At 65.9% G+C, this 16,923-nt stretch carries 20 protein-coding genes; 17 read left to right on the top strand and 3 right to left on the bottom strand.

The annotated features are described in order from the left end of the window. Positions 1-47: 47 nt before the first annotated feature. Entirely contained in the window at positions 48-908 is an 861-nt protein-coding gene (locus tag NZL82_RS01685; RefSeq protein WP_261268043.1) for a hypothetical protein, read from the bottom strand. A gap of 819 nt (positions 909-1,727) precedes the next feature. Here NZL82_RS01685 and NZL82_RS01680 point away from each other — a divergent pair. Genes NZL82_RS01680 through NZL82_RS01660 form a run of 5 tightly spaced genes read left to right on the top strand, consistent with a single transcriptional unit; the run spans position 1,728 to position 3,922 of the window. Continuing rightward, positions 1,728-2,372 (top strand): hypothetical protein, encoded by a 645-nt coding sequence (locus tag NZL82_RS01680; RefSeq protein WP_261268042.1) that lies wholly within the window; start codon positions 1,728-1,730, stop codon positions 2,370-2,372. Positions 2,373-2,392: 20 nt separating this feature from the next. Further along, complete coding sequence (locus NZL82_RS01675; RefSeq protein WP_261268041.1) at positions 2,393-2,809, top strand: hypothetical protein; 417 nt, start codon at positions 2,393-2,395, stop codon at positions 2,807-2,809. Then, on the top strand, positions 2,806-3,012 hold the full coding sequence (locus NZL82_RS01670; RefSeq protein ID WP_261268040.1) for a hypothetical protein: 207 nt from the start codon (positions 2,806-2,808) through the stop codon (positions 3,010-3,012). Before NZL82_RS01675 ends, NZL82_RS01670 begins: the two co-directional genes overlap by 4 nt. Continuing rightward, positions 3,009-3,494: a hypothetical protein gene (locus NZL82_RS01665; RefSeq protein WP_261268039.1), complete on the top strand. Its 486-nt coding sequence runs from the start codon at positions 3,009-3,011 to the stop codon at positions 3,492-3,494. Before NZL82_RS01670 ends, NZL82_RS01665 begins: the two co-directional genes overlap by 4 nt. Before the next feature lie 11 nt (positions 3,495-3,505). Then, the gene (locus NZL82_RS01660) at positions 3,506-3,922 is read left to right on the top strand and encodes a hypothetical protein (RefSeq protein WP_261268038.1); all 417 of its coding nucleotides are present in this window, start codon (positions 3,506-3,508) and stop codon (positions 3,920-3,922) included. Between the two features lie 164 nt (positions 3,923-4,086). Here the strand turns inward: NZL82_RS01660 and NZL82_RS01655 are convergent, their stop codons facing one another. Next, positions 4,087-4,560, bottom strand: coding sequence for a hypothetical protein (locus NZL82_RS01655; RefSeq protein ID WP_261268037.1), 474 nt, complete (start codon positions 4,558-4,560; stop codon positions 4,087-4,089). A gap of 4 nt (positions 4,561-4,564) precedes the next feature. Next, entirely contained in the window at positions 4,565-5,203 is a 639-nt protein-coding gene (locus NZL82_RS01650) for a hypothetical protein (protein ID WP_261268036.1), read from the bottom strand. Positions 5,204-5,663: 460 nt separating this feature from the next. Between NZL82_RS01650 and NZL82_RS01645 the strand changes: the two genes are divergently transcribed. The 12 genes from NZL82_RS01645 to NZL82_RS01590 all read left to right on the top strand — a co-directional run bounded on the left by NZL82_RS01645 (position 5,664) and on the right by NZL82_RS01590 (position 16,815). Then, entirely contained in the window at positions 5,664-6,305 is a 642-nt protein-coding gene (locus NZL82_RS01645; RefSeq protein WP_261268035.1) for a hypothetical protein, read from the top strand. 50 nt (positions 6,306-6,355) lie between these two features. Next, a complete protein-coding gene (locus NZL82_RS01640) occupies positions 6,356-8,749 on the top strand; it encodes a phage terminase large subunit family protein (protein ID WP_261268034.1) in 2,394 nt (797 codons plus the stop codon). Positions 8,750-8,754: 5 nt separating this feature from the next. After that, positions 8,755-8,967 carry a phage head-tail joining protein gene (locus NZL82_RS01635; protein ID WP_261268033.1) on the top strand — a complete coding sequence of 71 codons (213 nt, stop codon included), beginning with the start codon at positions 8,755-8,757 and terminating at the stop codon, positions 8,965-8,967. Continuing rightward, entirely contained in the window at positions 8,967-10,634 is a 1,668-nt protein-coding gene (locus NZL82_RS01630) for a phage portal protein (RefSeq protein WP_261268032.1), read from the top strand. Before NZL82_RS01635 ends, NZL82_RS01630 begins: the two co-directional genes overlap by 1 nt. Further along, positions 10,631-12,865, top strand: a complete 2,235-nt coding sequence (locus NZL82_RS01625; RefSeq protein ID WP_261268031.1) for a Mu-like prophage major head subunit gpT family protein — start codon at positions 10,631-10,633, stop codon at positions 12,863-12,865. The genes NZL82_RS01630 and NZL82_RS01625 overlap by 4 nt, the downstream gene beginning before the upstream one ends. Before the next feature lie 85 nt (positions 12,866-12,950). Continuing rightward, a complete protein-coding gene (locus NZL82_RS01620; RefSeq protein ID WP_261268030.1) occupies positions 12,951-13,295 on the top strand; it encodes a DUF2190 family protein in 345 nt (114 codons plus the stop codon). 54 nt (positions 13,296-13,349) lie between these two features. After that, entirely contained in the window at positions 13,350-14,483 is a 1,134-nt protein-coding gene (locus NZL82_RS01615) for a DUF2190 family protein (protein ID WP_261268029.1), read from the top strand. After that, the gene (locus NZL82_RS01610) at positions 14,483-14,707 is read left to right on the top strand and encodes a hypothetical protein (RefSeq protein ID WP_261268028.1); all 225 of its coding nucleotides are present in this window, start codon (positions 14,483-14,485) and stop codon (positions 14,705-14,707) included. The genes NZL82_RS01615 and NZL82_RS01610 overlap by 1 nt, the downstream gene beginning before the upstream one ends. A gap of 2 nt (positions 14,708-14,709) precedes the next feature. After that, complete coding sequence (locus NZL82_RS01605) at positions 14,710-15,045, top strand: hypothetical protein (protein ID WP_261268027.1); 336 nt, start codon at positions 14,710-14,712, stop codon at positions 15,043-15,045. 56 nt (positions 15,046-15,101) lie between these two features. Then, complete coding sequence (locus tag NZL82_RS01600; RefSeq protein WP_261268026.1) at positions 15,102-15,560, top strand: hypothetical protein; 459 nt, start codon at positions 15,102-15,104, stop codon at positions 15,558-15,560. A gap of 14 nt (positions 15,561-15,574) precedes the next feature. Beyond that, complete coding sequence (locus NZL82_RS01595; RefSeq protein ID WP_261268025.1) at positions 15,575-16,336, top strand: hypothetical protein; 762 nt, start codon at positions 15,575-15,577, stop codon at positions 16,334-16,336. Positions 16,337-16,404: 68 nt separating this feature from the next. Beyond that, on the top strand, positions 16,405-16,815 hold the full coding sequence (locus NZL82_RS01590) for a hypothetical protein (protein ID WP_261268024.1): 411 nt from the start codon (positions 16,405-16,407) through the stop codon (positions 16,813-16,815). Positions 16,816-16,923: the final 108 nt, after the last annotated feature.

The raw sequence follows: 16,923 nt of genomic DNA, 5'->3' as shown, positions 1-16,923 counted from the left end.
ATGTTGCCTGTAGGCAACAACCCCTTCGAACAGGATCGTCGTTTTCTTCAGCAGAGTCCGGGAAGGAGCGGCGACGGCTCGAGGGCGGCAGCGGCATCGCGGTCGGCGAGGCGCTTGGCGGCGCGCCAAGCGCGCTGATCCTCCCGACGCTGGTTGATCGAGGCGAGGACGACGGGATCGGCGGCTAGCTGGTCGAGCAGGCCGCTCAGTTCGAGCTGGAGGAAGATGCGATCGACGATATCGGTTTCTGTGTCAGGCGCGGTGTCGACCCAGGGGCCATCCGCCTCGACGCGTTCCACCACCTTTAGCAGGAAGCGCGCGGCCATGCGGTGATCGATGGATGCCAGGTGGGTCATCGCCTCGAAAGAGGCCAGCATCTCGCGATCTTCGTCGTCACCGGACCCGTCGCGCAGCAGGCAGTCGATCAGCGTCGCGTAGGTGTGCGCCGAATCACGATCAACTTCGGCCTCCTCCGTTCCTGCCAGGCAGCTGTCTATCACCTGCTGCCCCAGGCACCGTAGCGAGACCGTGTCATAGCCGTCGAGCTGTCGCGACGTACTGGCCGTCATCAGCATGGCACCGATCGCGAGCGCGCCTGGCACGCCGGCTTCGTTGACGACCAGCATCGCGCGACCACTGTCGATCAGGCTGGCGACGCCGACCGGCCCGGCCATGCGGCGCAGGCGATCCTTCAAGCCGCGTCCGCCTTCACGAGAGGCGCTGACTTTGATCGAGCCCAGGATCCCGCCGGTCAGATCGCGTCGGCGACCATAGGCCGCGAGTTCCCGTCGCACAGCGGCGTGTCGGTGCGCGGGCACGTCGTAGGCGGCGATCAGCTCTTCGGCCGTCGGCGCGCCGTCGTCGGCGGTGGCGGGCGTCGCGCCCATTGTGTTGATGCGCTGATACAAGCAGTCGGTTCCCGACGCGCCGCCTCGTGCGGAACGTTTGTGGAACCATGGTGGATCGGATCCGGGCTAATGACAAGCCCCTCCATCAACGACCATATCAGGACAACATCAAATCCGGAGGACCGTAGCCGATGGATGGGGGGAGGATGTCTAGCGTTTTGACGGGTCCGCGAGCAGTCTAGCGCACTAGACGCTAACCTTAGTTTCTGATTCTGACCTCAATGACTGCTCGAAACGCCCGCAAAGTATGAGGTTCTGGCGTCAAGCCACCTTAGCGCGGTCTAGTGCAGCTAACCTTAGCGCCGTGCTTCACTAGACGGTCACAACAGGCCGGGGAACTCGCTAAAAAGCCAAGCGCCGTCGGAGTTTTTGCCGTCTTGGCGGGGTGATTACGGCGGTGTTTAGTGTCTAGTGTTTTCCGTATGTATATACATACACAGGCAGGAGAGGCTGACGCCTCCTGCCTGTGTATGGGTACATATACGAAGCGGTGGCGGTTTGGAAGATCAGGACCGGGACGGGCTCAGTGACGTGGAAGGTCAGCTGATGATCGGTACAGTGCAGTGTGCTGAGCCCGTCCCGGTCCCTTAACATCGGAAAGGTTCGCGACGTCGCGATTTCGTACAGGACGACCGTGGGGTGCTGCTACCACCTCGTCAATCCCCTGCGGCATCGGTCTTCGCGGTTCGCATATTCGGCGATGTGTCGCGACCGCGTTGCCGTCGTCCAAAAAAGCGCGCGACATGTCCGAGGGGGGTATTTACGGCAACATCGCCAGGTTGTAATATCAGGACAATTCGTTAACGCAAGGACCACGCAATGGCCGCACCGCTGATCCAGATCGACGCCCGCCGCGCACTGCGCAGCCTCGGACGCGTCGGCCCCGCGCTCCATCACGGCACGGTGCGCGGGATCAACGACGTCGCTTTCGGCGCGATGAGGTTCGAGAAGGGCCAGCTGCCCCGCCGCCTCGACCGGCCCAGCACCTTCACCGCGCGCGGCGTCCAGGTCGACCGAGCCGCCGCGACGCAGGCGACGCCCGAGGCGGTCGTGAAGGTCAGCGACCAGCGCGCCAAGTATCTCCAGTACGCGGAGTTCGGCGGCAAGCTGACCAAGGCGAACGCCGGCGCGTCGCGCGGCAGCGGCTCCGAGGCCATCGTCATCCCCATCGCCGAGATCGTCCAGAACAACCTGGGCTCGGCCGGGCGCGGCGCGGTGAAGCGCGCCCTCAAGCTCCCGCGCACATTCCTGGCGCGCATGAACAACCAGCTGCACGGCGGCGTGTGGCAGCGCAACGAGAGCGGGCGCGGCATCAAGCCGCTGCTGCTGTTCAGCGACACCGTGGACTTCAAGGCTCCGCCGCTGCACTTCCGCGACGATGTCGGCGGTTTCGCCGGCCCGCGCATCCGGGCGGCGGTGGCGATGCGCGTGGATCGCGAGCTGTCGCGGGCGGTGCGCTCGTGAACTACACACAGCCGCAGGTCGTGAACCGCACCCAGCGTCGCGCGGCCGACAAGAAGCGCGGACATGCAGGCAAGGACTTCGTGCTCGCCGAGGCGCGTTGCATCGCTGCGAGCGGACCTCGCATGCGCCGCGCTCGCGAGCCGGAAATCACCTGGGTGGACCAGCCGATGGTGGGACAGGTTGACCCTGTCGAGTTCAAGATGATCGTTGAGGCGCTCGGCATCGATCGCATCCACGGCATCATCATGCAGCAGACCCGCGAACTCCAGATGAAGCTCTGGTGGAAAGGCGACTTGCTCGTCAACAAGCGCTGGATTGAGGCAGATCTGGTCGAGCGTGCTTACTCGGTGATGCGGACCACGCTGGACGGCATGACCATGATGCGCCTCGCCGCCGCCTATCCGACCTCGATCTTCTGGAAGGGAGCGGCAGCATGACCGGCCTCATCGCCAACGGAGCGACCGTCACCAGCCGCACCGGCACGTTCCGCGTGATCGACTGCCCTTGTGGCCAAGTCGACGAGGACGGCGACCCGATCGGCGCGCTGGTGCTGGTGGAGTGCATCGCCGGCGACGCGCCGCGGCACGTGCCGGGACGGCGGACGTGGCAGCCGGGCGAGCAGCTGCGGAGGGCAGCGTGATCAGACAGCTTACTGTAGCCGATCTGGTGAAGGCATCGTTGGCGATGGGCATCCATCGTGCGACCCGCGCTCCCGGAACGACGCCCAGGTACATGCTTTCGGCCGGCTACCCGCCCATAAAGCAGATGGCTTTGCCAGCCCCGTTCAAAGCTGGCGATCTCGTCACCCGCGACGGCACCGACCTGCAGCGGGTTGTGCGCGTCAACCCGTTCGGCGACCTTCTCGACGTGGAATGTGTCCATGAGCCGCTCGGCTACCTGCTCGACGAGCATGGCACCCGTGACAAGCCGTGGTGCCGCGTTGGCGACATCGAGAGCAATCTAGCTCGTCGCTACAGCCTGGTCGAGATCGCAGACGCCCTGGATCCGGACAAGTCGCTGGCTTGGCTCGATATCGTCGTGCCGAACCTGCTCGCCAGCGACGCGATCGACGCGATGACGAAGATGCGGCTGGCGGCGCGATGGGCGGAGGCACGGGCGTGAGGCCAACGACCATGAACCTGTTCGGCGAGGAAGTCCCGCTGCCCTATGAATGGGAAACGGGATACAGGTTGCACCGCAGCGGCTTTGGGTCGTGGAACGAGGTGGCCCGTGAAGATGTCCGCTTCTGTCGGCTGGTGTGGAACGTTGACCGCGAAATGGGAGAAGGCAGCACGTCCTGTCTCCGACCGGCCTTCGTTTACGGCGAGGCCTTCTACGCTGTCGGCGAGCGCGCCCTGTTGTCGGTTGATCACCTGTTCCGTGACGAGTGCGTCGATACGCTCGCGGCGGCGCTTCGACACCCTGACCTGGAATCCGAGTGGGCTCACCAGGCCTTGCCCGGCGTTCTCGCCAGCGGTGCGATCGACGCGATGACCAAACTTCGGCTGGCGGCGCGATGGGCGGAGGACGACATGACTTACGGCGGCTGACCAGATCGCCCTTGGCTCTCCAGGCCCACGTGGCGCGAAACGAGCCTCTAGCCCGGTAGGTAAAGCCGGGCATCTGCGCCGACGGGAGGATCACTGCCGCCACACCGGTACATCTCCGGCGTATCGAAGTGGAGGGGCGGGCCTGCGGGCGCCGCCCCTCATCATCATCGACCTGCAGACGCCTTGTCGAACTCGCCAGCGATGCGATCAGCGAACTCCTTCCGCGCCATCAGGCTCATAAAGTCCTGCCCGGGCGGGAAGTCTGGTTCGAAGCTCGCCAGCGTCGTCGCGTTCGGTGCGGGAAAGACCAAGCTAAGAAACTCTCGGCCTTCGACCTTGACGTATCCGAACAGGAAACGAGCGCGACGATCGAACTTGCGTTCGGTGCTCCCGTAGCGCTGAAAGTAACCTTCGATCGCCTCTGGCGTAGAGAAAGACGTCGAGACACCCTTGTTGAACGCTTCCGGGCTAGCCGCCTTCTTCGCGATCATGTCGATCGACTTGCTGATTACCACCTTGTTAAGAAGCCCGAAGACCAACGCCATTCCCCCATTTGCTGTTGGCGGCACCATATAGCGATCGATGCGCTCGACAAGCGTCGTCGTGTCAGTGGGGTGGCCCGCCGTGGACCACCCCATACGATCACTCCCAGGCTGCCCATTCCGCTCGGATGATCGCCGCGCCGGCGTCGCTGCAGAACGGGCGCAGGAAGGCGCCGTAGCCGCCACTGCCTAGCTCCCTCGCCGGCGCAACCAGATGTACGTGCGCATCCCGGCGGACGCCCGAGCGGGCAGGGACGTGCAGTGCCGCGATCACCGCCATCGACCGATCCTCGCAGAACGCCTTGCGCGCGAACGCCCGCACCCGCGACCACGCCGTCAGGATCTCGTCCGTCTTGTCGATGCGGAAGTTGCAGACGATGGCGAGATCCTTGATCCCGGGGAACGACTCCGCCTCGTACCGCTCGACCAGGCGGCGGGCCTCGAGCAGGTCGGACGGTGCGCCCTGGGGCAGCATGACCTCGTACGTCGCCGTTGGTGACCAGGGATCCGCAGCGCCACCGACTCGCGCGGCTGCGACCGGGTGCAACTTGTTGAACGTGAAGTCAGTCAGGTCGTTGCGGATGCCGTCGCCCAGCTGTCGGCGCAGCACTCCCCACCGCACACCGGGACCAGCGTCCACGGCGACGAACGGTGCACCCGCCCGGGGCGGCATCGCCTGCGTCCAGCCCTCCATCGTATCGATGCGGCGCTGCTGCTGTTTCTGTATCTTCGTCTTCATCGTCATACTCCGGGGCCGGCCACCGCGCGCCTGCCTGAACCCCTGTCATTTCCACCATACGCACGGCTCGACCGTGCATCTCTCCACCTTGCGACTGCGAGCAGGCGTGTGCCGACAGGCGCTGACCCCGTGACACGGCGACGACAGAGATGATGTTCGATCCGACAGGGAGCGTGCCTGCTTGGCCGGCCGTCTCTGTGGGAAGGCGGGGGCGCTCTGTCCGGTGCTAACACGCCGACAGGGAGACAGGCCGAGCGGGTCCTTCCAGGGGGGTATACCCATGACATGCGGGGGTGTTCGCTAGCCCGACCCAAAGCTGCGAAATTCGACGCAAGAATGCATTCCGACACTTTCGGCGTCCTGATCCTTCCTAAAGCCGCACGGGAAGGACGACACCTGCGACAATCCCCATGGGCCCCGTGCATCCAGCCGGAACCGCAGAATCCCGAGGGTTTCATTGGTGTCGAACGACCTGCAAGACGCGATCGCAAAGGCGGCGAAGGCCAAGCCCGCGCCGAAGCCGCGCAAAGTGAAAGTGTCGGAACGCGGGCGACCCCCTTCCGACACTTCACGCCGTAGATCTGCGCCCATCCATACGCCGACCGCTCTGGCTGAGTTGCTCGATGTACATCGTGACACGGTGTACGACATGGAGCGCGAGGGACTGACCCGCAGCGTTGATGGCAAGGGTTTCACGCTGCCCGACGTGTTCCGTTTCGTGAAGGCGCGTGAGCGGGCCGCCGGTCGCGAAGAAGCGTCAGACCCGAAAGGTGAGCTCGAGTTCGAGAAGATCCGTGGTGAGCGGGCGAAGAACGACATCATCGAGGATTCGCGCGACGAGAAGCGCCGCAAGCTGATCGAGGTCGAACTGGCGGTCGCCGTCTACGAGGACGACGCGACGCACGTCGCGGTCCATCTGCGCGGACTTGGCGCGAAACTGATGCAAGATCTAGCCATAGTCGATGATCCTGACGCGATCTGCGACCGCATCGACGAAGAGGTCGAGAAGATGCTCGAGCATTTGAATGCCGAGCACGTCGATCCAAATTGCGAGGACTGCCATCCGTATCTGGGCGGTGTCGAGATCGAGGGGAGGGCCTGATCGCGACCGTCACCTCGTACGCCGCCCTCGGTCCTCGCGTTGCCCAAGCGGTGCGGAACATCGAGATCATGGCCGCGACGTCGGCGCGTCATCCCCGCGAGGGGTACGACCGTCGCGCCGAACGCGCACGCCTGTCGTTCCGCAAGTCGGCCCGTAAGGCGCTTCACCGCGAGGAACGGCTGAACCTCGTTGAATGGACCGAGCGCAAACGCCGCCACGGTCGCTTTTCGAAGTCGCCCGGTTCGAAGGTCCGCATCGCAGATCTCGAGGTTACGCGTGGACCGTTCCTGTGGTTCACCGAGCCCGGCGTTCGCGAGATCGGCATCCAGGCTTGTACCCAGTCCGGCAAGACGTTCCTAATGGAGTCGGTCGCCGGCTGGGTCATGCACATCGCGCCGGGGCCTATCCTCTACGTCGGTCCGACGATCGCCGACGCGGTCCAGTTCACCGATGAGAAGTTCATGCAGATGGTCGAGGCGACGCCCGTCCTGAAGCCGAAGATCAACACCTCGCGGACCAGCGGAAACACGAACGTCCGCAAGCGCTTCCCCGGTGGCCGCATGCGCGCCGTCGGTACGGAAGCGCGCGGCGGCTTTACCATGGTGGCCGATCAGTACCTGCTGCTCGACGAGATCGATGGCCACGGGAACGCCGGTGGCGACGGCGACACGTACCTGCTCGCGAAGGGCAGGACGCCCGAATTCGCACACAGCTACAAGCTGCTGGCTGTTTCGTCGCCGACGGTCGAGGACCGGGGCAAGGGCCTGCCGTCGATCAACAAGATCTACAAGTCCGGCGACCAGCGGTTGCCTTTCGTCCAGTGCCAGAATCCCGAATGTCGGCATGACCACTTTATGGAGTGGCAGCCGGAGAGGACGGGTGAGCCGTCGCTGCATATCCCCAAGCGCGATGACGATGCCCGCGGCGACTTCATGCCCGACGGTGCGGGCTACGTCTGCCCGAAGTGCCGGCACGTTCACACGAACACCGAGCGCCTGCGGATGCTGCGTACCGGCGCGATCCACTGGCGGGCGACGAAGAAGTTCAAGTGCTGTGGTGTTTGGCAGGATCCGCGCGAGCGGTGGGAGGCCTGCGACCAGACGCCGGGCGATTACGCTGCCCAGTGGCAGCCGTGGGGTGAGCCCTTGGGGGTTCCGTCTATCGGATATGGCGACCGGGGTGTGGACCGGGCGCGGTGCCAGGTTTGCACGAAGATGCCGGTCCCCAACCGGATCGCGACAGGGCACTACGGACGGTACTATCGTCCGCAGTTCAGCCTTGCCGAGATGGCGCACGAATTCGTCGAAGTCATCCGCGATCCGTCGAAGCGGCGGGCGTACTGGAACACGATCCTCGGTCTGCCCTACGCGGATTCGAAGTCGCAGGCACTGTCGTCGGACAACCTCGATGCCCGTGGCGAGATCTGGGAAACCCGGATAATCGACGACCAGACGGGCGAGTGGGAATACGTTGTGCCTTGGGGCGTCGCCATGATGGGCGTCGGCATCGACGTGCAGCTCGGTTCGGCGGATGGGACCGGATCGCGCTTCGCCCTGAACCGTAAAGGCTGGGGCGCAGGCGAGGAGGTCTACGTCCTCGATTATCGCGAGACGACCGCAAACACCCGCGACGTGTCGGAATGGGAGCGGGTCATCCTCCCCTACATCGAGCATGCGATGCAGCGCGCCGACAAGCGTCCGTTCATGCCTATGTACGTCTGCATCGATGCCGGCAACAACCCGGACCAGGCTTCCGAGTTCGTCGCTCGACATCGTGCACGTTTGTTCGCTCGCGGGATCCACCTGTTCGCCGTGAAGGGCCTGCGCGAAACCGGGGCCCAGAGCTGGCGCACGTGGGCGGGAGCAGCGCAGTCGGCCAAGGCGTTTGAGAAGTTCAACGATGCCAATGTGCGGCTGTGGAACGTCGGTACGCGCGAGGCCAAGGACACCATCTCCTCCTACCTGCGCACCGAGGCCGGCCCCGGCACGGTCCACTATCCCCGGGGCATCGGACGACACTGGATCGACGGCGTTCTCGCCGAAGATCAGGTCGAGAAGGGGGGGCGTCTCGTCTGGGAACATCTCCGCAAGAGCGTGAAGAACGAGCCTTTGGACACGTTCGTCTATAACCTCGCCGGTCTTCGCGCGATCCAGTCGATGTACCCCAACTGGTCGCTGGCTTGGCAGGCTGCGCAGGTTGGCGCGATCACTCCCGCCATCCGGTCGGTCGAAGGTGAAGACGCCAACGCCCCAGGATCGGCGATCGCCGACGCGGCAGTCCGTCTTCACGGCGCCCTGACCGCGCTCGCGGCACGGGAAGGATCCGCTGCGTCACAATCGTCACCGACACCCACGGTCCCCAAGCCCGCACCCGTCGAGGTCGAGCTGGATGAGCCGTGGATCGCCGAAACCGGCTGGCACGCGCCAGTCATGCCCTGGGACTGACCACGATGAGCATGGGCTACACCGAAGCTGACCGCGCCAAGCTCCGAGCTTGCATGCTGGAGGGTGTGCGTGAAACCAGCATGGGCGGTCGTCGGATGGTATTCCACTCGATCGCCGACATGCTGGCTCTGGATCAGGCCATTTCGGCGGAGCTCGCTGCTACTGCTGCGCCCGTGCATCGCGGTCCTTCGGCCGTCCAGATCGTGGTCGATCTCTGATGGCTGCGCAGACCGGCTTCTTCTCCCGCGCTTGGGCCGCGACGAAGACGGCGTTGCTGGGCGTGCCTGGCGACGTCGGCAGCGACGTGATGACGCGCGGCGTCGACGACCGTCGTGGCCGGTTGCGCGGCGCGTACGACTTCGACGATCCGTTCGGCGGATCCGGTCGCTTCCACACCGCTGGCTCCGGCACGTCGCTGCTTGCGCCGTCGCACCAGCGGCTGGTCGCCAGTTGCCGTGATCTCGTCCGCAACAACCCACACGCCCGCGCGGCGGTGCGCGTTCTGGCCGCTGCCAGCGTCCGCTACGGCATCACGCCGATCTTCTCGTCCGACAACAAGCGGACGCAGGAGGCGATGGAGAAGGCATGGCGCAAATGGATCGCCAAGGCCGACGTGACCGGGACCCATGACTGGTACGGCCTGATGCACCGGGTCGATTGGCAGTTCTGGGAAGCCGGCGAATGCTTCCTGCGCTTCCACGTCCTCGACGACGCCGAGGCGAACGCGCTCGGTCTCGACATCCCGCTGCAGCTCGAGTTGATCGAATCCGAGCAGGTTGCGACCGAGAGTTGGACCGCGCCGAACGGCAACCGGGTGATCGCCGGCATCGAGGTGAACAAGCGCGGTCGCAAGGTGGCCGTCTGGGCGTACGCGAAGAACGCCGAGGACCCGATGGACGTCGGCGTGCGCGAGAAGATCCGCCTGCCGATCTTCGACGGCCGTTCCGGCGAGATCCTGCACATCGCCAACCCGATGCGCGGCAATCTGCGCGGCGAACCCGGCCTCGCCATCGCCGGGACAAGGATGGAAGCGCTGGACATCTACGAGCGCGCTCTGCTGACCCGCGCCCAGGTCGAGGCCTGCTTCTCCGGCTTCATCGAGACCGCGGCGACCAGCGTCCCCGCCAACGGCGGCATGCCGATCGACCCGGCGCTGGGACAGACGTCCGCGCCTGATCGCCCCGGCGCGCCTCCCGTGCTGCACCTCAAGCCCGGCATCGTCCAGCGGCTCAACCCGGGCGAGAAGGCGACGTTCGCGTCTCCGATCGCCAGCGGCGGGCTGGAGGTGTTCGCGCGGCAGACGCTGCACGACATCGCGACCGGCATCGGCGTGCCGTACGAGCTTATGACCGGCGACCTGTCAGACGTCAGCTACACCAGCTTCCGCGCCGGAACGATCCAGTTCCGCGACCAGGTCGAGATGCACCAGTGGCTGGTGCTGATCCCACAGCTGTGCCTGCCGGTCGTGATGTTCTTCTCCTTCCTCGGCTATCTGAAGGGCCGCTGGGCTGAGATGGCGCCGGAGAAGATGGACTGGGGCCTGCCCAAGGCGGCGTCCGTCGATCCGGTCAAGGACGCCATGGCGCTGCTGATCGAGCTCAAGGCCGGCGTGACCGACCTCGCCCAGGTGAAGTCGGACCGTGGCGAGGATTGGCGGAAGACGCTCGATACGATCGCCGAAATTCGCGCCTACGCCAAGTCGCTCGGCCTGGAGGGCTTCCTGCCGGAGGGCTTCGGCGGAGCGCTCGCCGAGGCGGAAGCGGCCGCGAAGTCGCCCGCCGCACGGGAAGATTCGGCCACGGTACAATCGGATGCAACGGACGGAACCGGGGGCGAGCAGACGCCGCGCCAGGCCCGCCAGGCGAAGAAGAGGCATCCGAAGTGACCACGATCACCCGATCCCAGCAGCTGGCGACGACCGCCATCGGCATCATCGGTGCCATGGGCGTGTCCGGCATCGAGCCGGGTTCGGCGGAGTTCACGCGCGCCGTGAACCGCTTCATCTCGACCGATCCGGTCTTCACTCGCGCGGTGCACGTGCGGGCCGAGGGCGACGCCGCCGAGGGCGCGACGGGCGGCGAGCCCGAGAACGTCGAGATCAAGGACGGTGAGGCGTTCAGCTTCGACGCCGTGGCCTCGCGCGGCACGAAGCGCCTCATGTGGCATCCGGCCTATCGCCGCATCGTCTGGGAGGTGCTGACCATCACCCCGGACAGCGTCGACACCAGCGTCGTCGATGCGCAAAACGGCATCCCGTTCTACCGTGACCACTGTCACTGGTCCGGCGCGCTGCTCGGCCGCGTTGACCGGCTCGAGGTGACCGATGGCGAGGTGGTCGCGCGCAGCATCCGCCTGTCCAAGCGCGATGACGTCAAGGGCTATCGCATGGACGTGGCCGACCGGATCACCGGCGGCGTGTCCCTCGGCTACCGACACAAGCGGTCCGAGCTGATCGAGGCGGGCGAGAACGAACTCTACCCGACGTGCATCGTGCACGAGATCATCCCCGTGGAACTGTCGGCTACGGACATGCCGGCCGACATCCTCTGCGGCATCATCGAGGCCAGCATCCGCAGCGCGTCCACCGACGTGCCGGACACGGCCATCACCGGAACCCGCGCGGCCGATGCCGCCGGCATCACCGCCAACCGCGCGGCCAACACTCAGGAGAACCAGAACATGGATCCGACTGCCATCGGCACCACCGGTGCCAACCCCGCTCCGGTCGCCGACGCGCCCGTGATCACCCGCGCCGACCAGCCGGTTGTTCAGCAGCAGCCCGGCATCACGCAGATGAACGTCGTGACGTTCGATCCGAACGCCTTCGCTGCCCGCTCGGCCGAGATCTACACCATCGGTCAGGAGCTGCAGCTCGACCCGGCTGTCGTGACCCGCGCGATCGGCGACGTCAGCATGACGCTCGACGCCTTCAAGCTGCAGGCCCTCGCCGCAGTTCGTGGTCGTCAGACCCCGGGTACCACTGCCGGCAACGATGTTGCTACTCGTGGCGACCGCGTCGGTGCGATGATCGAGTCGATCGTCTGCCGCATGAACAACACTACTCCCACCGGACTGGCGACCGAGTACATGCGTCACTCGATCCGCGACATGGCGGAGGAGAGCCTGGCCGCTGCCGGTCACGTGATCGCGCGTAACGACCCGAACGAGGTCTTCACCCGCACCTTCCACGTCACCTCTGATTTCGGCGAGGCGCTGCGCGGTGCCATCGGCCGTACGCTGATCACCATCGGCGGCAGCCGGACGCCGACGTACGAGAAGCTGTCCGAAAGCCGCGACCTGCCGAACTTCCTGCCGAACAAGGCGATCGACGTCGACACCTTCCCGGTGCTGAAGCTGGTCAACGAGGGTGGCGAGATCCAGTACGGCACCGTTGGCACCGGCGAGTTCGACGTGCTGCTGAAGACGTTCGCGCTGGGCCTGCGGATCACCCGCCAGGCGTTCGTGAACGACGGCCTGGGCCTGTTCCCCGGCGTGGTCCGCTCGCTCTCGCGCCGCATTCCAATTCAGAAGAACGCGATCGTGTACCACGCGCTCTTCATCGAGGCCTATAAGGTCGCGACGGGCAAGGTGTCCAAGGCGCTGATCCCCGGCAAGAACCTGCTGCCCGCCGGTTCCACGCTGTCGGCCGAGAACGTCGACAAGGCCAAGGTGTTGATGGGCGAGCGTACGCTCCGCGACGGCACCGATCCGGGCATCACCGCCCGCTTCCTGGTCGTCGGACCGAAGAACGAGTCTCTGGCGGTCAACATCACGACCGCCAACCTCGCGGCCCTGGGCAAGGTGAACACCAACACCGAGCTGACGACCGTGGTCGACAAGTCGATCAAGGGCGACAGCTGGTTCCTTCTGGCTGACAAGGAGGAGGGCACGCCCGCCCTGCAGCACGGCAGCCTGATCGGTAACACCGGCCCCATGATCAAGCCGTGGGCGCAGGTGAGCGGCTTCGACGGCGTCGAGATGGAAGCCAAGATGGATTTCTACGGCGCTGCTTGCAGCACGTACGCCATCGCCGGTTACGTCGATGCCGACGCCTACAAGGCCGCTGGCCTGGTGAAGGCGAGCGCCGAGGACGCCGGGCTGAAGGCCACCGTCTGATCAACCCAGGGGGCCGGTTCACCGGCCCCCGTAGACGCCCGATGATCCGATCGGACGGGCGAAATCCAGCGAGGGAACGACCACCATGCGCAGCTACGACTCCCCCGGCACGGTCATCACCGTGCTCATTCCCGAAGCGGACTGGGTCAAGTATCCGGTCGGCGACCTCAACGTGCAGATCGGCGACCTCGCCGGCGTGACGCAGGGGCCGGTCAACACGATCGATGGCGGTCTGCTCAACGTCTGCGTGTCCGAGGTGTACAACCGCTCGGTCACCAGCGCCAACGCCGTGACGGCGGGTGCCAAGGTCTATCTGAAGGCCGACGGTACGCTGACGACCACGCAGGCCGATGGCCCGCACTTCGGCCACACGCTCGACGCTATCGCGGCCGGCAAGACCGCCGACGTCCGCGTCAGGCTGCTCGGCTGAGCAACCTGGGGCCGGTCACTGCCGGCCCCTCCATCCTCCCGCGCGAGATCGACCATGCAGAGCTACGCCAGCCCCGGACGCGTCATCACCATCGTCAACGCCGGTCCCGGTGCCGTCGAGGTGCGCCGCGATCAGCCGTACCGCCTCGGCAGCCTGATCGGCATCACCCAGCATGGTGCTGCGGTCGATGCCGACCTGAACTTGTGCGTCGAGGGCATGTACGACCAGATGGTCGATCTCGCGCCGGGTGTCGCCGCCGTCGAGGCCGGATCCCCCGTCCACATGGCGACGGACGGCACCTGGACGCTGGTCGCCGGTCTGACCGACACCGCCGCGCACGTATCGTTCGGCATCGTGACCGAGCGCATGACCCGCCGCCGCGTCGTGCAGGTCAAATTGATGCCGGTCGCATCCGCGTCCGCCGGCGGTGGTGGCGGGACCGATCCCGCGCTGATCACCCGCGTCGGTGCCGCCGAGGACGCGATCCTGGTGCTCGACGAGCGTGCCGACGGCGCGGACGCAAAGATCGCCGCGTTGCAGGCCGGTGGCGGTGGTGGCGGCTCGTCCCAGTCGAAGATGCTCGCCATCGGTGGCTGGACCTGCGGGCCGAGCTACACCGATGGGCAGGCGCGTTTCGTCACCAGCTACGGTGTCACCGGCCAGCCGATCCGGGGTGACAAGCTAGTCTCGAACAACGCGGACGAGTTCGTGTGGCCCGCGTCGCGCGATGGCGTCGAGCCGGCCAGTAAGAGCTACATCAAGGCCGTGAAGGGTGGCGTGTACGAGATCTTCATCTCGGCCAGAATGCCTCAGGAGATCGACTTCCCGCCGAACGTCGGCCTCGAGTTTCGATACTCCATCTGGAACGCCGCTGGTGCGTCGCAGGCCGACAACATTCCGATCAGCATCGGCGTCGGTCCGTACGCGGACGGCTATGGCACCATGGGTCCCAGCAACGGCTTCCGCGAACTGTCGATCATGCGACTGCTCGCCATGCCGGGCGGCTATGTGTCTGCGCGGGGTCTGATCTACCTCTCTCCCGGGTTCACCATCGCCCTGTCTGGGGCAACGTACAAGGGTCCTGCGTACAACGGCGACTCCGCCGTGCTGCTCCAGACCTTCGGCTACGACGGCGAGAACGCGTGGCAGAATTCGTACCGTTCCTCGATCATGATCCGGAGGGTCTGATGCCTACCGCCGACGACACCGCGACGCTGCCGAACGTCAGCGAGAACCCCGCGCTCTTCATCGTCTTCACGAAGGTGGGCGGCAAGCTGCAGACCACCCTCGAGGCCGATGCCGATCCGCAGTTCTGGATCGACAAGGGCTTCCGCGTCGAGCCGGCCTGCCCAGGCAAGTACCGCGTCGGTGCCGAGCTGAAGGTCGAATCCTGGCCGGCCGACGAGGCCTGACCATGTCGATCTGGGACCGCATGGTGGCCGTCGGTTTCCGGCACCTCTCAGATCCCGCGCGCTACACGATCGCGGCGACCGGGGAGGTGCGCGACGTCGCCATCATCCCGATCGACGAAGCCGAGACGCACCAGTTCCGCAAGGGCGGCGTCGAGGGCGACACGTCGCGGATCCTCGCGCGTGTTCACGGCGACCAGATGCCCGCCGGCTGGACCGGGCCGGGGGTCGATCGCAACGGCAACCCGGTCGACACCATCCTGCACGAGGGTGCAACGTACCGCGTCCGGAAGCTGCGGACCGAGCGCAACGACGTGTACGTCATCGAGCTGATCGTCTGATCCTCGCGCGCTGACCGTCGCCGCACGGGAAGGATCGGTGCCCGTACAATCACCGCATGCACATCAGGCGGCAACTTCGCGAGGCTATCGTCACCACCCTGGACGGGATTGCGGGGACGCGCGTGCTGACCACGCACCGTCTCGAGCACGCGGCCGAGCTCGCCGCCGGCGGTGAGCGCGTCATCATGGTGTACCATGTCGCCGATCTCGAGCCGCAGCGCCTCAACGCCGCGATCCAGGGTGCCAGGCCGACCCATCGCGGTTTCGCCTTCGGCGTTGCCCTGATCGTGAACGACACCGCCGCCGAGGATGGCGTGTTGGACGACGTCAGCGTCGAGGTCGAACGCGTACTGCTTTCCGATGAATCCCCGGTCCGCCGCATCGCCACCCGCGACGTGAAGCTGGCCGGCGGCGAGATCGACATCTTCGGCGGCAAGCACCCGGCTGTCGCTCTTCCGTACATCTTCGAACTGGTCGTCCCGATGGTCGAGGGCGTGCCGGACCGCAAGGGCTGAAAGGAGCCACGACCATGAGCACCAGCAACCTCAACCCGAAGTCGATGGAGGACGTGGTTCAGGGCCGCGCCGTCCTCGCGCTCGTCCTTAACCGCGGGACGCCGCAGCAGGAGGAGATCCACGCCGGCATCGTCACCGTCGCCAACATCCAGGGCACGGACGAGCCGACCGACGTGTGGTCGCCAAACGGCGAGACTCGCGTGAAGGTGGGCCAGCTCCCCGGCGAGCGGTCCTTCACCTTCTCGTACACGACCCAGTCGATCACGCCGGACGTCCGTGTCCTGTCGGTCATGGGCCTGAAGCGCGAAGGCGGTCTGCCCGCCATCGCGGACTGGCAGAAGGAGATCGCCAAGCCGGTCGTCGGCCGTCGTGTCGATCTCGGCCGTCCGATCCCGGACGCGGCCGTTGCGGGAATGGTCAAGGGCGAGCACTACGACCTCATCGAGAACGACGAGGTCATCCTGTTCAAGGCTGTGCCGGCGAACGCGCCCGCCACGGTCAAGATCACCGGCACCGCCGCAGCGATCCCCGGCGCGATCGTCGCCGACATGGGACGCTCGCCGACCCGGCAGATCGACATGATCCTGCGCTCGTTCGAGCTCGATAAGAAGCCGTACCGCATCGAAATGCCGCTGGGCCTCCAGCGCATGTCGAGCGAGCTGCCGCTGATCGGCGAGAACGACGCCGTCGAGGCCGAGATTGAGGTCGAACTGCTCGCCGACCAGACCGGCAGCTTCGGCAAGCTCACCGTCTACCCGGCCAAGCCTCAGGCATAACCCCGCGAACGAGCGCCCGGTCGGCTTCGGTCGGCCGGGCCATCGCGCTCTGACAGGACACAACGATCATGCCCGCCACGACCTCCTACACCTCGATCTTCGACCTGGTCGCGCCCGACCATCACGTCGAGATCCGCGGCGAGAAGTTCAAGATTCAGAAGGTGGGACCGGAAGAGCTGGTGCTGCTGCTGAAGCGGTTTCCGAGCATCACTCAGATCCAGGACCTGGACCTCGCCGCGTTCGACGACGAGAACATGGACCTGTCGAAGCTCGATCCGGCCAAGCTCGAGATGCTCGCGACCATGAGCGCCTACAACGTGGCGATGGCCACCGTCGCGCTCGGTCACCGTGACAACCCCGAAGCCGAGGCCCAGGTCGCCGCGCTGTTCGACCAGTCGGAGCAGATCCGCATCATCGTGGCGGCGCAGGAGCTGTCGATGAAGACGCCCGACGAGGGTTTTTCGAAGCGCTCGGCCTGAAACTGCCCAAGGCCAAGCGCGGGAAGGGCGAAAAGGCCGGCGCCGGTCCGCCCGCGCTGGCCATCGCGATCGGCTGGGCGATCGAGCTGCGGCTCGCCGGGCTCCAGT

The sequence above is a fragment of the Sphingomonas sp. LC-1 genome (genome assembly GCF_025371035.1).
In the GTDB taxonomy this organism is placed as follows: domain Bacteria; phylum Pseudomonadota; class Alphaproteobacteria; order Sphingomonadales; family Sphingomonadaceae; genus Sphingomonas; species Sphingomonas sanguinis_E.
This window is presented reverse-complemented; position numbering and strand designations above follow the sequence as displayed.

Bases quoted from the DNA above. Each gene is read 5' to 3' on its own strand.
- NZL82_RS01655 (WP_261268037.1), bottom strand. From the start codon at position 4,560: ATGGGGTGGTCCACGGCGGGCCACCCCACTGACACGACGACGCTTGTC.
- NZL82_RS01635 (WP_261268033.1), top strand. From the start codon at position 8,755: ATGAGCATGGGCTACACCGAAGCTGACCGCGCCAAGCTCCGAGCTTGC.
- NZL82_RS01650 (WP_261268036.1), bottom strand. From the start codon at position 5,203: ATGAAGACGAAGATACAGAAACAGCAGCAGCGCCGCATCGATACGATG.
- NZL82_RS01680 (WP_261268042.1), top strand. From the start codon at position 1,728: ATGGCCGCACCGCTGATCCAGATCGACGCCCGCCGCGCACTGCGCAGC.
- NZL82_RS01595 (WP_261268025.1), top strand. From the start codon at position 15,575: ATGAGCACCAGCAACCTCAACCCGAAGTCGATGGAGGACGTGGTTCAG.
- NZL82_RS01660 (WP_261268038.1), top strand. From the start codon at position 3,506: ATGAACCTGTTCGGCGAGGAAGTCCCGCTGCCCTATGAATGGGAAACG.
- NZL82_RS01630 (WP_261268032.1), top strand. From the start codon at position 8,967: ATGGCTGCGCAGACCGGCTTCTTCTCCCGCGCTTGGGCCGCGACGAAG.
- NZL82_RS01615 (WP_261268029.1), top strand. From the start codon at position 13,350: ATGCAGAGCTACGCCAGCCCCGGACGCGTCATCACCATCGTCAACGCC.
- NZL82_RS01610 (WP_261268028.1), top strand. From the start codon at position 14,483: ATGCCTACCGCCGACGACACCGCGACGCTGCCGAACGTCAGCGAGAAC.
- NZL82_RS01620 (WP_261268030.1), top strand. From the start codon at position 12,951: ATGCGCAGCTACGACTCCCCCGGCACGGTCATCACCGTGCTCATTCCC.
- NZL82_RS01605 (WP_261268027.1), top strand. From the start codon at position 14,710: ATGTCGATCTGGGACCGCATGGTGGCCGTCGGTTTCCGGCACCTCTCA.
- NZL82_RS01670 (WP_261268040.1), top strand. From the start codon at position 2,806: ATGACCGGCCTCATCGCCAACGGAGCGACCGTCACCAGCCGCACCGGC.
- NZL82_RS01600 (WP_261268026.1), top strand. From the start codon at position 15,102: ATGCACATCAGGCGGCAACTTCGCGAGGCTATCGTCACCACCCTGGAC.
- NZL82_RS01590 (WP_261268024.1), top strand. From the start codon at position 16,405: ATGCCCGCCACGACCTCCTACACCTCGATCTTCGACCTGGTCGCGCCC.